The organism is Pseudomonas sp. FG-3G, assembly GCF_901007645.1.
GTDB lineage: Bacteria > Pseudomonadota > Gammaproteobacteria > Pseudomonadales > Pseudomonadaceae > Aquipseudomonas > Aquipseudomonas rhizophila.
Genome location: NZ_CAAKGZ010000024.1, coordinates 106,664 through 120,478 on the forward strand (window position 1 = coordinate 106,664; position 13,815 = coordinate 120,478).

Here is a 13,815-nt window from a genome sequence, read left to right on the forward strand (position 1 = left end):
CGTGCGAGCCTGCTGGCGATAGCGGTGGTTCAGCTACGTGGATGCCGGATGTGCTGTTGTCATCGCGAGCAGGCTCGCTCCCACAGGGGGTCTGTGTTGGACATGAATTTTAGATCGACTGAAGATTGAATGTGGGAGCGAGCCTGCTCGCGATAACTGCTACCCCAGCAACCGATACACACACGAGCCCCGATCGCGCAGGGGCTGCTTTTTTCAGGCTTGAAGCCCCTGACGAGCAACCGCTGCACCTGCCTGCAACGCCCTGCCCACCTGCTCCTCGAAGTGCCCATCGATCATCGCTTGCAAGGCGGCAGCCGTCACCCCACGGTAGGCCACCAGGGCGTCGATCATGTGTTGGGCATCGTGACTGGCCAACAACTGGCTGCTGCTTACCACCACATTTTTCGCGGCACGTTGGGCGATATCGCAGGGAATGCCGGCAGCCATCGCCTGATTGGCCAGCGTCGTCATCAACAAGGCAGGGAAAGCCGGGCCCGTACCCGAGAGCGCCGAGAGGTAATCGATGAAGTCCTCTTGCTGCACCTCTGCCGCCGTGCCTACACACTCGAACAAGCGCTGCACGAGGCTTTTCGTCGTTGCCGCTACCTCTGCAAAGCAATACCAAGGCGTAAAGGACTGCCCGATCTCCACCGCCGCATTGGGCATCGCCCGCACCACTGCCGCAGCCGAGGTCTGTGCAGCAATTGTCTGTGCGCCAATCCCAGCCATCAGAGAAATAACGGTTTTACCCGTCGCGTTGATGTTCAGGCTGGCGAAATGCTCGGGGCGAACGGCGATGATCACGACGTCGCTGCGATCCACCAGGTCCTGGTTGTCCGCGACCAGGCAAGCACCTTGCTGAGCCAACGGGTGGTTTCCCGAACGATTGGAAATGACCAGGTTCGCCGCCGGCAACAGTCCCTTCGCCAACATCGCCTTGGCAATCGACCCGCCCAGCCAGCCGGTACCGCCAATGATCCCCACGGTCTCATTGATCATCGGTGCTGCCTTCGAAAGTGTCGGTCAAGGGAACAAAGATCCCAGGCTCCTTTTCGGCATAGCCGAACTTCCCATAGAAGCGATCCAGCTCGCGCTGCTTGGGGACTTTGCCGGTGAAAATACTCACGTAATGCGGAATGCGCTGGAAGCGCACAGTAATCAGCTCACTCGTATTCATGGTGATATAGCCGATCTGCGTCAGATAAATCGTTCGGGCCCGGGTATCAGCGCCTTGGCTGTCATAACCGAAGCGCTTGAACATGCTCGCCAGAGCATTCATCCGCTGCTCGTCTACGGCAGCGACCTCTTGAGCCACTTCAGCGGACTGTAGCGCCCAACTGCGCACGGCAAACTCGAACTGCGAGTCGAACAACTGCGGGTTGAGCCAGCACTCGAACACATTCAGGATCGCCTCGGAAATGCTTTCGGCATAACTTTCGCTTTGCCTGATCAAGCCCCCGGTATTGGTCTCCCGCCACCGAGACAACAAAGCCGCCAGCAACTGCTCGCGGTCCTCGAAGAACCAGTAGAAGCTGGTGCGTGACAAGCCCAGGCGCTTGGCCAGCGGCATGACCCGAACAGCATCGATGCCCGACTCCTTCAGAGCCTCGTAGGCCGCTTCCAGCCACCCCTCCGGCGAACCCCGCCAGCCTGCGTCTTGAGCCTTGCCACGTGCTTTCCCTAACTGGGACATCCCATGCCTCCTTCAAAATACATAAACCAATGTACCTCTACGACCCAAAAATGTACATGTGAGTACATTTTATTGACATGAACAGACATATGTCTTGAAGTCGACCATCAGCCTTATCGCCATCGTTTCTCGGTTACACAAATTGCCTGACCGGTATCTCTGGCAGGCAAAGCCTCCATTAGCATTTGTCCTATCCTTGCATTAATCACCCACCCGGAGAGTCGAATGCCCACCTGCGAATCCACCCTCCTCCAAAGCTGGCACCACAACGCCCAATCCTGGATCGAAGCCATCCGCACCGGCACCCTCGAAAGCCGTCTCAAGGTCACCAACCAGGCCATCATACTGGCGGTGCTAGGCCGCCAACCCGAGCGTGTGCTCGACCTGGGTTGCGGTGAGGGTTGGTTGTTGCGTGCCCTGACTGAACGAGGTATCGAGGCGGTCGGTGTAGATGGCGATGCTACGCTGGTTGAGGCCGCGCGGGCCGTCGGTTCTTCGCGGGTATATTTGGCCAGCTACGAAGAGCTGGCGCAGGCCAAGGTGGACATCGGCAGCGACTACAACGTGATCTGCGCCAACTTCGCTCTGCTGCATCAAGACATCGTCCCTTTGCTCGCAGCCATGAACGCCCTGCTCGCCCCTGGCGGTACGCTGGTGATTCAGACGCTGCACCCGTGGGTCATGGCAGCGGACGACTACCAGGATGGTTGGCGGGAAGAGACTTTCACCGGTTTCAAGGGACAGTGGCAACCCATGCCGTGGTACTTGCGAACCTTATCCAGTTGGCTCAACGCACTGGACATGGCCGGCTTTCGGCTCGCCGGCCTACAGGAGCCACAGCACCCGCAAAGTGCGATGCCACAATCGTTACTATTAGTAGCCGAGCGGCGAGACTAAGGGCGTTTGCTACGGGGCAGACTTTCAACCGCACGCCGATCATCAATAAACCTCAACAACACAAAAAAGCTGCCGATACCCAAGGTAAGACCCCAGTGACTGGGTTTCAGGATTGAACGGCGGATCAGGTAATGACAGAGATTTATCTGCTGATAGCACACGGCACGGATCAGGGCGAAGCGTACGTCCTGGGTTGGTTCGATGACAGGACCAAAGCCAGGGAAGTGGCCGAGCAGAAAGAATGGGAAGCCTACCGGGCGAGCCTGAAGGCGGAGCATCCATGGTCAACCCACAAACCCCTGGCGCCGGACCAGACCGACTATCGGCGCTACTGGATCAAGACCGTTTCGAAGTTTGATCAGGTGCCTGTTCCGAGGTCTTGGGCGGTTCATTGATCACTGCGGGTGAAATTCAACGAAACGAGCGTTGTCGAGGGTGGTCTAGAAAATTAAGCCCATCCGATGAGAGCATCATTATGTTGAAATTTCTTGGCGGCACCGTAGGTATCATTTTCATAATCGGCCTGATCGTGGTCATCGCCCTGTTCAAGCTGGTCTTCTGACGGCGACAGTGTCGACCACAGGCCTGGGAACGCCGTTTCTCAAGGCGTGAAAAAAGCCCAATCTTTGCAGATTGGGCTGAACCGCTCCGGGAATTCGCTAACGGGCAAATGCATAATAGCTCTTTGCCATTTATTTCACCCACCCCGCTTTCAATCGGGTGGTGTATTCACTACATTGAGTGCAACTCTGCTCTGTTGACACGGACTGTCATGACTACCCTATCCTCGATCACTTCCGCCATTCCCCTCCAGACTCGCTCCGCTGTCGCGGCATCGCCTGCAACAGCGATAGACAGTGCTGATGTCTTCCCGGCTCGACCGTCGGCAATCGTCAGCCTGGGCAGCCCGGTGGTCGATGTTGAATCACAGACCTATACCCGCCTCGGGCAACTGCCTGGCCAGGAGAATGTTCGTGTTTGGGAAAAGGAAGGTCAGGACGCTATCACCAACATCATGGGAACCAACCCCAGATCGCTGTCGATAGCCAACCGCTTTCACCGCCTGGGTGCGGTCTTGGTGGAGCAGTTCGCCAAGAATGGTTCGAGCATTTCCCAGTCAGTGCTCCATACCACCACGGACAGGGCTTACGACGTCGCCGGGATAAAATCCGAACAGACGCTACTGCACAATAAAGCCGACAACCTGATCAGTCTCAGCATCAAGACCGCCAGCGGCAAGACGGTCACCTTCAGCCTGACAAGCCAGGACGATGGTCTTGGCGTCCAGGCTACCGTGAATGGTGGCCCGCTGAGCGAGGAGGAACTCAAGGCGATTGGCGCTCTGAGCAGTGCCTTTCAGGCGGCTGTCGACGGGTTGACCGCCGAGCCACCCAAGCTCGACCTGAGCAAGCTGACGCAGTTTGACTCCAGCGTATTGGCATCCATTGACCTGAACGCCAAGCTTAAGGGCGTGGACGGTGAAGATCTGACCCTCGCCTTTAGCGCCGACAACCAACGCCGCACCACGCAAATGAGCGGTCCGGAGGGCAAACTGAACCTGAGCGTTGACCTGAAGAACAGCGCAATCCTGGGCGATGCCAAGCAACAGGCCAACGCACTGAACAGCTACCTTGCCCAGTTTGACCGAGTGCAGGAGCGTGGCAACGCCAAGGCGGCCCTGATGGAGATGTTCAAGGATGCGTTCAGCGCCATGAACAGCCACTACCCAGAGGGCATTACCCTACCTGACCGATTGACCCGTAATGCGGCGGACAAAGGCCTATTGACCGGACTGGCAGACTTCGAGGCGTCCATCACTCAGACTAACAAGGCGTCCAACCCGATGCACCTGTCTGAACTCGATAGCTTTGCCTATACCCTCTCGCAAAAGACTGTCGTCGCAGGCTCCATCATGCGTGACCGCAAGATCGATCAAACCCAGCAATCGAGTCTATCGGCCAGCTTTCACAAAAGCCTGAAGGGCGGGAAAGCACCTGCGCTGGGCAAAGATTACGAATCGCAGAACTATCTCTACGTACAAGTGAATGACAAGGCCAGCAGCTCGGCCAGCCTCGCCTACAAGGATGGCCGACTGACCAAAGCCTCCGTCACGCAACACGCCAGCCAGGACACACGGACACAGAAGTACGTCACGGGCAAACTGATTGAAGAGACCGTGGTGCCGAAGGAGGCTTCAGCCAGCCGCAGTCACTTGGTATTGCTGGAGTACGCCGCCAAGGAGAGCAAGAAATCCAAGGATGCGCAGGAGCAATCCTTACTCAAGGAAGCGCTCGCTACCCTCCACAGGTCGGTGATGTTGCAGGAAAATCCTTCGGCGTTGATGCGTTGAACACAGTGCTTTGCGCTGGAACAACCGTGAGCCGGTTTGATTCGACCGTCGCAGTCATCTGCATTGCCTGCGGATGAGCCAGCATACACTCAGCGATCGCAGGCTCTAGCTCAACCCGCACTCGCCTTGTCAGAGCCCGAGCACCAAAGCGTGGGTCATGCTTTCGGCACAGCCAGTCGCTTGCCGCAACGTCCAGGACCAGCGTACGACGATGCTGACCGAGACGTTGGTTGAGTTTGTTCAGTTCGATCTGCAACAACGCTTCCAGCCATTGGGTTTCGATGCGCTGGAAAACCAGGATGCGATCAATACGGTTTAGAAATTCCGGTTCGAACCACGCGTGCAGCGCTTGCTCCAACATAGCCTGCTCACCTTGTGGGGCGATGCCGAGCCAGCGCCGCCAGCCGCGTGAAAAACGTTCCCTGTAGGTGGTCGCTTGCCGGGCTCCAATGTTGCTGGTCATGAAGATCAGGCTATTGCGAAAATCCAGCGTTCGGCTACCGCCCGCCAAGGTCAGTTGGCCGTTCTCAAGAATGCCCAACAAGCTGCGCACCACTTCCTTGCTGGCCTTTTCCAGTTCATCGAACAGCACGATGCCTGGGCGACTGTAGGTACCTTGAATCAATTCGCTATTGAACAGACTGACGCCCTCTTTACTCCCCACATAACCAGGTGGCGCTCCGGTGAGCGCCGCCGAGTAATGCTCCTGGGCCAGGGTGTGCATGTCGATGCGACAAAAAGCATCGGAGCGACCGTGTATGGCCAGTGCCAGCAGACGGACGATTTCGGTCTTGCCGACACCGGTCGGCCCCATGAACAGGTTCACCGTCAACGGCCTCTCACGTTCACCAATATCGACCTTAACCACGTTTAGCAACGCCTCGACCGCGCTCATGGCTTGTTCCTGGCCGACAATTCGACTGCGCAACAACGCCATGACCTGAGCGGGATTGAAGACGAAGCGTGAGGTCAACAAATCTGCTGCCGGTGATGCGTTGGTCAGGCTAGGCTGTGGGTGGTTTGGGTCGATGCGATCATTCACGAAAGGCATGGTTTAGCCTGCGTGTTTTTCTTTACCGTCGTGGGGAATCTCTCCCACCGGGCAATGAGCCACGCCGACGGTGCGACGGGTAAGTTTTTCGACGTTTTCCTGGGCTTTCTGCGCATCCAGTACCCAGGTGCGGTAAAAGTCGAACGGGCAATCAGCCACTCCCTTGTCGCCGTCCCCGGAGTTATAGACCCCGGTGTAACCGCGATGCAGCAGCTTGAACAAATGATTCTGTGATTGGTCGTTCGCTCGCGCATCGCGGATTTGCGAAACGGATAATTGTGCGTACTGAATGCCCATTTCCTCTTCACCGCATTCGCCCAGAGTGCGACCGTCGAAGCCAATGATCGCCGAGTGACCAAAGTAGGAGTAAACCCCATCGAAGCCGGCGGCATTGGCCACTGCCACATAGCAATTATTGGCCCAGGCCATGCTTTTGGACATCATCACCTGCTGCTCTTTGGCCGGGTACATATAGCCCTGGCACCGGACGATCAACTCCGCCCCTTTCATTGCACAGTCGCGCCAGATCTCCGGGTAGTTACCGTCATCACAAATGATCAAGCTGATCTGCAAGCCCTTCGGCCCCTCGCAGACATAGGTTCGATCACCCGGATACCAGCCTTCTATGGGGCACCAGGGAATGCACTTGCGGTACTTCTGGACGATTTCGCCCTGGTTATTGATCAACACCAACGTGTTGTACGGGGCTTTGTGAGGGTGTTCCTCATGCCGCTCGCCGGTCAGGGAAAACACCCCCCACGTGTCTGCCGCACGGCACGCGGCGGAAAAGATCGCAGTCTCTTCGCCTGGAATGCTGGCGGCAGTCGCCATCATCTCATCGTGGTCGTACATGATGCCCATGGTGCTGTATTCAGGAAACACCACCAGGTCCATGCCGGGGAGACCGCTTTTCATACCAGTGATGATGTCGGCAATCTTGCGGGCGTTTTCAATGACCTCGGCTTTTGTATGCAGCCGCGGCATTTTGTAATTGACGACCGCGACACCCACGGTATCCGGGCTGCTGGAAATATCACCATGACGCATGAAATTTACCTCTGTTAATGGCTGATCATCCAAGGTCTGGAGCCGGTTTTACTCTTGAGCCCCTGTGGATTGGCTTTGGTCGGGGCCAGCGGTTTGCTCGGTGCGCAACAACTGCACCCACTGGGGTGACGACGGTTCTGCTGGTACTCACCAAGGGTCTGCGGCGAGTGGGCACTTCGCTCGTTGGTCGCCATGGCCTGGCGTTGACTGCTCGACAACGTCGTCAGCGCCGGCGCAGACAACAGCAACGGCCCTCCTGGGCCCGCGCAAAACGGGCACTGGCACGGCTCGTGCCGTTGGGCCATAGGCCGCAACATTGTGAAACCGCCACAGGTTTGGCATTCGTACTCATAGGTCGGCATGGCGCTCTCCGGACATTGATCGGGCTCGGGCGTGTCTCACAGGTCCGGGGCGATCGGCAGATCGATACTGCCGTCGAGGTGTTTGATGGGGCCGTTGGCGTTGGGGTTGATGTCGAACTCGAAGATTTCGGTGGGTAACCAGAGGGTCGCGCAGGCGTTGGGGATGTCGACCACGCCGCTGATATGCCCTTGCACCGGCGCAGAACCCAACAGTGCATAGCCCTGGGCGGGCGAATAACCAAACTTGGTCAAGTAGTTGATCGCATTCAGGCAGGCCTGGCGGTACGCGATATTGACGTCCAGGTAGTGCTGCTTGCCGGCTTCATCCACCGAGATACCTTCAAAGATCAGGTAGTTCTGGTAGGTCGGGATAATCGGGCTGGGTTTGAACACCGGGTTCTTGATTGCGTACTTGGCCATGCCACCCTTGATCAGCTCGACTTTCATATGCACCCAGCCGGCCATCTCGATTGCGCCGCAAAAAGTGATCTCGCCGTCGCCCTGACTGAAGTGCAGGTCTCCCACCGACAACCCGGCGCCGTTGACGTAGACCGGGAAGAAAATCTTCGAGCCCCGGGACAGGTCCTTGATATCGCAGTTACCACCATGTTCACGCGGCGGCACGGTGCGTGCGCCGGTGGCCGCGGCATCATCCCGGGCCTGGCCTTTGAGCTTGCCCATGTGCGCGGTGGCGGCCAACGGGGCGTTGGCCAAGGGCGGCACGCGGGTCGGGTTGGTATCGATCAGCTCCTGCTCACGGCGGTTCCAGTCGGCGAGCATTACCGGGTCGGGCAGGCAACCGATCAATCCGGGGTGGATCAGGCCGGCAAAGTTGACCCCGGGAATGTGCCGCGAGCTGGTGAACATGCCTTTGAAATCCCAGATGGCTTTCTGTGCGCTGGGAAAGTGATCCGTGAGGAATCCACCGCCGTTCTGCCGCGAGAAGAAACCGTTGAAGCCCCACATGGATTCGGCCTTGGCACCGATGTCCAACAGGTCGACCACCAGCAGATCCCCTGGCTCGGCGCCATGCACGCCCACTGGACCGGACAGGTAGTGCACGGTGGACAGGTCGACGTCACGCACATCCGAGGCGTCGTCGTTGTTCTTGATCGCGCCGGCGGTCCAGTCGTAAGTCTCAAGAATAAAGTCATCCCCTGGCTTGACCCAGCAAGCCATGGGAATGTCCGGATGCCAGCGGTTATGGATCTGTTCGTTCTCGGTGGCGGGCTGGTTGAGGTCGACTTTGATCAAGGTATCGGTCATGGCGAAGCTCCTGAACATTGGGGATGTACCGCGTTGGAACCAGTCTCGAATGGCGGCCCGAATCGGCCAATACGTTGGATGACGTACCCCTGCAGGAGCTGGCTTGCCAGCTGCAACAAAGGGGGCCGATAAACCATCGCGCCGCCCGGCCGCACCTACACAGAGAGGTAGCGACTGATGGTGGCTTCGTCGACCTTGTCCCGGGTCTCTTCAATCACGAAGCGGCCCTTCTCGATCACCAGGAAGCGGTCGGCGATTTCCAGGGTGAATGACAGCACCTGCTCGGAGACCACAATGGTCAGGTCGCGCAGGTTGCGGATCTCTTTCAACGTGCGCGCGATGTCCTTGATGATCGACGGCTGGATGCCTTCGGTAGGTTCATCGAGCAACAACACCTTGGGATTGGTCGCCAGCGCCCGGGCAATCGCCAGTTGCTGCTGTTGCCCACCCGAAAGGTTGCCGCCCTTGCGTGAGCGCATGTCGTGAAGCACCGGAAACAACGCATAAAGATCTTCGGGGACCTGGCCCCGGGCCGATGCCGGCAGGCCGGTCTGAATATTTTCCAACACCGTCATGCTGGGAAAAATCATCCTCCCCTGGGGCACATAGGCGATGCCGAGCTCCACCCGCTCGTGGGTTTCCAGGTTCGAGACCTCCTGGCCATCGACGCTGACCTGCCCCCGCCACTGCGGAAGGATGCCCATCAAGCTCTTGAACAGCGTGGTCTTGCCCATACCGTTGCGTCCCATCACGGCGACGATTTCGCGTTTGGCCACAGCCAGGTCGAGGTCGTGGAGGATCTGGCTCTGGCCGTAACCACAGGACAGCTTGTCTACGTTGAACATGCCTGCTTCCTCAATGGCCTAAATAGACTTCGATGACTTTCGGGTTGTTCTGCACCGACTCCATGCTGCCCTCGGCCAGGACCTTGCCCTGGTGCAGCACCGTGACCTTATGGGCGATGCTCTTGACGAACTCCATGTCGTGTTCGATCACCAGCACCGAGCGTCCCTGGCTGATGCGCTTGAGCAGTTCTGCGGTCTGGACGCGTTCGTTGACGCTCATCCCGGCGACGGGTTCATCGAGCATCAACAGGTCAGGGTTCTGCATCAGCAGCATGCCGATCTCCAGCCACTGCTTCTGGCCGTGGGACAGCAGGTCGGCCTGTTGCTGCAACAGCTCACCGAGAAAGATCTCCCGCGCCACCTCTTCAACCCGGGCAATCACTGCGGCACTGCGTTTGAAGAACAACGCGCCCAACACCTTGCGCCCCGCCGGGTAGGACATCTCCAGATTCTCGAACACCGTGAGGTTTTCGTAGATCGACGGGTTCTGGAATTTGCGCCCGACACCGGCACGGACAATGTTGTACTCGCGCATCTTGGTCAGCTCCTGACCATCGAACTGAATACTGCCGCTGGTGGCGCGGGTCTTGCCGCAGATCAGGTCGAGCACCGTGGTCTTGCCTGCGCCGTTGGGCCCGATCACCACCCGCACTTCATTGCGGTCGATGTACAGGTTGAGGTTGTCCACGGCCTTGAAACCGTCGAAGGACACCGTCAGCCCCTCGATAACCAGCACCGGCTTGTTCATTTGAAAACCCACGGCGGTCATGGCTGCGTCTCCAGCGAAGGACGCTCAGGAGCCGAGGCTGGCGGCGCGGTGCGCGGCGACTCTGGCAGGGGTTCGGCAACGGCAGCTTGCTGCGAGGGACGCCGCAATAGACGGCCAAGGGTCTGGCGGCCATGGCTGTCCCAGAGTCCGGCCAAGCCATTGGGGAAGTACATGACCACGGCAATGAACAGCCCGCCCATCAGGTACAGCCATAATTCGGGGAACGACTCGGAGAAATAGGTCTTGCCGTAGTTCACCAGCAAGGCCCCATACACCGCGCCGAGCAGCGACATGCGCCCGCCGACAGCGGCAAAGATCACCATCTCGATGGACGGCACGATGCCGACAAACGAAGGCGACATGAAGCCCACCTGCAAGGCGAACATGGCGCCGCCAATGGCCGAGAAGGCAGCGGCGATGCAGAACACGAAAATCTTGAAACTGGCTACGTCATAACCAGAGAAGCGCACCCGTTCCTCTCTATCGCGCATCGCCATCAGCAGCCGCCCGAGCTTCGACGCGAGGACGAAACGGCCGATGAAAATGCAGCCGAACAACAAGGCCGCGTTGATGAAGTACAGCAGCAGCTTGGCGCTGTCGCTGCGCAGGTCCCAGCCGAGCAGAGTCTTGAGATCGGTGATGCCGTTGACCCCGCCGGTCAGGCCCTGCTGGCCGACGATCAGCACCGTGAGAATCAGCGCGATGGCCTGGCTGACGATAGAGAAATAAACATCCCCCACCCGCCGCTTGAACAGCGCCATGCCAATGATGAAGGCCAGCCCCACCGGCACCAGGATCACCGCTAGCAGGGTGAAGCTGAAACTGTGGAACGGCACCCAGAGCCACGGCAGTTCGGTGATCTGGTTCCAGTCCATGAAATCCGGAATGCCCGGCGTCGACTGGATTTTGGTGCTCTGCGGGTCGGAGGCTTCGAGCTTGAGAAACATCGCCATGCAGTAGCCGCCGACGCCGAAGAACACCCCTTGCCCGAGGCTGAGAATGCCGCCATAGCCCCAACACAACACCAGGCCGACAGCGACGAAGGCATAGGTCAGGTACTTGCCCACCATGTTCAGGCGAAAGGCATCCAGGGTCAGCGGGAAGACCACGAAGATCAGCAGCGCCAACAGGGCCACCCCCAACAGGTTCTGCTTGCCCGCCAGCATCTTGTCTAAAAGCTTCATTGGCTCGCCTCTACTTGCGCACTTTGATGGAGAACAACCCTTGAGGGCGCAACATCAGGATCAGAATCACCCCGGACAGGGTCAGCACCTTGGCCATCGAACCACTGAGGAAAAACTCCGAAATCGATTGGGTCTGGGCAATGACGAACGCCGACGCAATGGTGCCGAACAGGCTTTGTGCGCCGCCGAAGACCACCACCAGGAAGGTGTCGACGATGTACTGCGAGCCCGCGGTGGGACCGGTGGAGCCGATGGTGGTAAAGGCCGCGCCGGCCACCCCCGCGACACCACAACCGAGGGCAAAGGTCATTCGGTCGACCTTGCGCGTATTGATGCCCACGGCACGGCTCATCAGTCGGTTTTGCACCGTGGCCCGCACTTGCAGGCCCCAGCGTGAGCGGTAGAGCAAGAGAAAAATGGCCCCGGTGAGCAGCAGGGTCAGGGCCATCATGAACAGACCGTTGCGCGGGATCTCGATGGACTCAGTGAAGTTGAACGACCCCATCAGCCACTCCGGCGGCGTCGCGCTGACTTCACGGGCGCCGAACACCGAACGGAAGGTCTGCTGCATCACCAGGGACAGCCCCCAGGTCGCCAGCAATGTGTCCAGTGGACGCTTGTAGAGCCGACTGATCATCGCCCACTCCACCAGCCAGCCGATGGCCCCGGCCACCAGGAACGACAGGGCGATGGCGATGAAAAAATAATAGGGTTGAAACCACGGGGCGAAATGACTGGTCAGGCTCGAGCAGACATAGGTGGTGTAGGCGCCGATCGTGAGGAACTCGCCGTGGGCCATGTTGATGACCCCCATCTGGCCGAAAATGATCGCCAACCCCAATGCCATCAACAGCAGCACGCAGAACACGGACAAGCCGTTGAACCCCTGCATCGCCGCGATGGCACCAAATTCCGATAGCCATTCCATGATGATGGACTCCTGCTTGGAGGGAGGATGTGGAAAACGATGGACTTCCATCGCCGGCAAGCCAGCTCCTACAGAGTGTTGGAGTCGGCTTGCCGCGATAGGCCCAGACCTTACTGATAGCCTTTAGGAAACGGATTCGGTTCGATCAGATCGGACTCGTACACCACTTTGAACTGGCCATCGGGTTGCACTTCACCGATGCGGGTCTTGCTCCACAGGTGATGGTTTTCATGCACTTTGACGTAGCCTTCAGGCGCGGTTTTCAACTCGATGCCCGGCGAGGCTGCAACCACTTTGTCGATATCGAAGCTGCCGGCTTTTTCCACCGCAGCCTTCCACAACCATGGGCCCAGATACGCGGCCTGGGTCACGTCGCCGATCACCGAATCCTTGCCGTACTTGGCCTTGAAAGCGTCGACGAAGGCTTTATTGTTGGGGTTGTCCAGGCTCTGGAAGTACTTCATCGAGGCGTAGAAGCCGGCCATGTTTTCGCCGCCGATGCCCAGCAATTCATCCTCGGTCACCGACAGGGTGAGCAAGGTCTGCTTGGCCGAATTGACGCCCGCCGCATTGAGTTGTTTGTAGAAGGCCACGTTGGAGCCACCCACCACGGCGGCGAACACAACGTCGGGCTTCTTCAGCTTGACTTTGTTGATCAGCGAGCCGAACTGGGTGTTGCCCAGCGGGTAGTAGTCTTCGCCGACCACGGTGCCGTGCAGCACGTTTTCAATGTGTTTGCGCGCAATCTTCATCGAGGTGCGTGGCCAGATATAGTCCGACCCCACCAGGTAGAAGGTTTTGGCGCCTTTGGTCTTGGCGATCCAGTCGAGGCTGGCGAGGATTTGCTGGGTGGCTTCCTGGCCGGTGTAGATCACGTTCTTCGACTGCTCCAGCCCCTCGTAGAAAGTCGGGTAGTAGAGCAGGCCGTTTTCTTTCTCGAAAATCGGCAGCACAGCCTTGCGCGAGGCCGAGGTCCAGCAACCGAACACCGTTGCCACCTTGTCGTTGACCAAAAGCTTCTTGGCCTTCTCGGCGAAGGTCGGCCAGTCGGAGGCGCCGTCTTCCTGGATCACCTTGATCTGCCGACCGAGGATGCCGCCTGAAGCGTTGATCTGCTCGATGGCCAGGCGTTCGGCCTGGATCGAGCCGGTCTCGGAAATTGCCATGGTGCCGGTGGCCGAGTGCAACTGGCCGACCGTGACTTCAGTGGCGGTCACCGCCAGGCCGGTGCTGTTGGCCTCGTCCGCCCATACACCCTGGCTGAACACACTGGCAGCCAATAACGACAGGGCCGCCGCCCCCAGAGCCAGGCGGCGCGGCAACAGGCCTTTAGTGCGGATCAATCGTGGTTCCATGCTGCTACTCCTCTGCGGTGACGCTGACAGCTCGCCTTGAGGCGGCCGGCAACGGTGGTGGCATCAGC

Annotated in this window: 14 protein-coding genes; 3 read left to right on the top strand and 11 right to left on the bottom strand. The window is 58.7% G+C overall.

Annotated features, from left to right (window positions below; genetic code table 11):
- Positions 1–213 precede the first annotated feature (213 nt).
- Positions 214–999: a pyrroline-5-carboxylate reductase gene (locus PSEUDOMOFG3G_RS16825; protein WP_139050664.1), complete on the bottom strand. Its 786-nt coding sequence runs from the start codon at positions 997–999 to the stop codon at positions 214–216.
- The gene (locus tag PSEUDOMOFG3G_RS16830; protein WP_107322866.1) at positions 989–1,693 is read right to left on the bottom strand and encodes a TetR/AcrR family transcriptional regulator; all 705 of its coding nucleotides are present in this window, start codon (positions 1,691–1,693) and stop codon (positions 989–991) included. Before PSEUDOMOFG3G_RS16830 ends, PSEUDOMOFG3G_RS16825 begins: the two co-directional genes overlap by 11 nt.
- A 225-nt stretch (positions 1,694–1,918) precedes the next feature.
- Between PSEUDOMOFG3G_RS16830 and PSEUDOMOFG3G_RS16835 the strand changes: the two genes are divergently transcribed.
- The 3 genes from PSEUDOMOFG3G_RS16835 to PSEUDOMOFG3G_RS16845 all read left to right on the top strand — a co-directional run bounded on the left by PSEUDOMOFG3G_RS16835 (position 1,919) and on the right by PSEUDOMOFG3G_RS16845 (position 4,940).
- Positions 1,919–2,590 carry a bifunctional 2-polyprenyl-6-hydroxyphenol methylase/3-demethylubiquinol 3-O-methyltransferase UbiG gene (locus tag PSEUDOMOFG3G_RS16835; RefSeq protein ID WP_139050665.1) on the top strand — a complete coding sequence of 224 codons (672 nt, stop codon included), beginning with the start codon at positions 1,919–1,921 and terminating at the stop codon, positions 2,588–2,590.
- Between the two features lie 131 nt (positions 2,591–2,721).
- The gene (locus PSEUDOMOFG3G_RS16840; protein WP_047229356.1) at positions 2,722–2,985 is read left to right on the top strand and encodes a hypothetical protein; all 264 of its coding nucleotides are present in this window, start codon (positions 2,722–2,724) and stop codon (positions 2,983–2,985) included.
- A gap of 377 nt (positions 2,986–3,362) precedes the next feature.
- A complete protein-coding gene (locus PSEUDOMOFG3G_RS16845) occupies positions 3,363–4,940 on the top strand; it encodes a lactate dehydrogenase (protein ID WP_257220822.1) in 1,578 nt (525 codons plus the stop codon).
- Here PSEUDOMOFG3G_RS16845 and PSEUDOMOFG3G_RS16850 read toward each other — a convergent pair.
- The 9 genes from PSEUDOMOFG3G_RS16850 to urtA form a co-directional block, all read right to left on the bottom strand.
- Positions 4,885–5,991, bottom strand: coding sequence for an AAA family ATPase (locus PSEUDOMOFG3G_RS16850; RefSeq protein WP_257220823.1), 1,107 nt, complete (start codon positions 5,989–5,991; stop codon positions 4,885–4,887). The two genes, PSEUDOMOFG3G_RS16845 and PSEUDOMOFG3G_RS16850, sit on opposite strands and share 56 nt — an antisense overlap.
- A 3-nt stretch (positions 5,992–5,994) precedes the next feature.
- Complete coding sequence (locus PSEUDOMOFG3G_RS16855; protein WP_047229353.1) at positions 5,995–7,038, bottom strand: aliphatic amidase; 1,044 nt, start codon at positions 7,036–7,038, stop codon at positions 5,995–5,997.
- A 14-nt stretch (positions 7,039–7,052) separates the two neighbouring features.
- Complete coding sequence (locus tag PSEUDOMOFG3G_RS16860) at positions 7,053–7,400, bottom strand: FmdB family zinc ribbon protein (RefSeq protein WP_139050667.1); 348 nt, start codon at positions 7,398–7,400, stop codon at positions 7,053–7,055.
- 36 nt (positions 7,401–7,436) lie between these two features.
- Positions 7,437–8,666 carry a formamidase gene (gene fmdA / locus PSEUDOMOFG3G_RS16865; protein WP_047229351.1) on the bottom strand — a complete coding sequence of 410 codons (1,230 nt, stop codon included), beginning with the start codon at positions 8,664–8,666 and terminating at the stop codon, positions 7,437–7,439.
- Between the two features lie 155 nt (positions 8,667–8,821).
- Positions 8,822–9,511, bottom strand: a complete 690-nt coding sequence (urtE, locus tag PSEUDOMOFG3G_RS16870; protein ID WP_139050668.1) for an urea ABC transporter ATP-binding subunit UrtE — start codon at positions 9,509–9,511, stop codon at positions 8,822–8,824.
- Positions 9,512–9,521: 10 nt separating this feature from the next.
- Complete coding sequence (gene urtD / locus PSEUDOMOFG3G_RS16875; protein ID WP_139050669.1) at positions 9,522–10,280, bottom strand: urea ABC transporter ATP-binding protein UrtD; 759 nt, start codon at positions 10,278–10,280, stop codon at positions 9,522–9,524.
- A complete protein-coding gene (gene urtC / locus PSEUDOMOFG3G_RS16880) occupies positions 10,277–11,464 on the bottom strand; it encodes an urea ABC transporter permease subunit UrtC (RefSeq protein WP_139050670.1) in 1,188 nt (395 codons plus the stop codon). The genes urtD and urtC overlap by 4 nt, the downstream gene beginning before the upstream one ends.
- A gap of 10 nt (positions 11,465–11,474) precedes the next feature.
- On the bottom strand, positions 11,475–12,392 hold the full coding sequence (urtB, locus tag PSEUDOMOFG3G_RS16885) for an urea ABC transporter permease subunit UrtB (protein WP_057448796.1): 918 nt from the start codon (positions 12,390–12,392) through the stop codon (positions 11,475–11,477).
- 110 nt (positions 12,393–12,502) lie between these two features.
- Positions 12,503–13,747, bottom strand: coding sequence for an urea ABC transporter substrate-binding protein (urtA, locus tag PSEUDOMOFG3G_RS16890; RefSeq protein ID WP_047229346.1), 1,245 nt, complete (start codon positions 13,745–13,747; stop codon positions 12,503–12,505).
- Between the last annotated feature and the right edge of the window lie 68 nt (positions 13,748–13,815).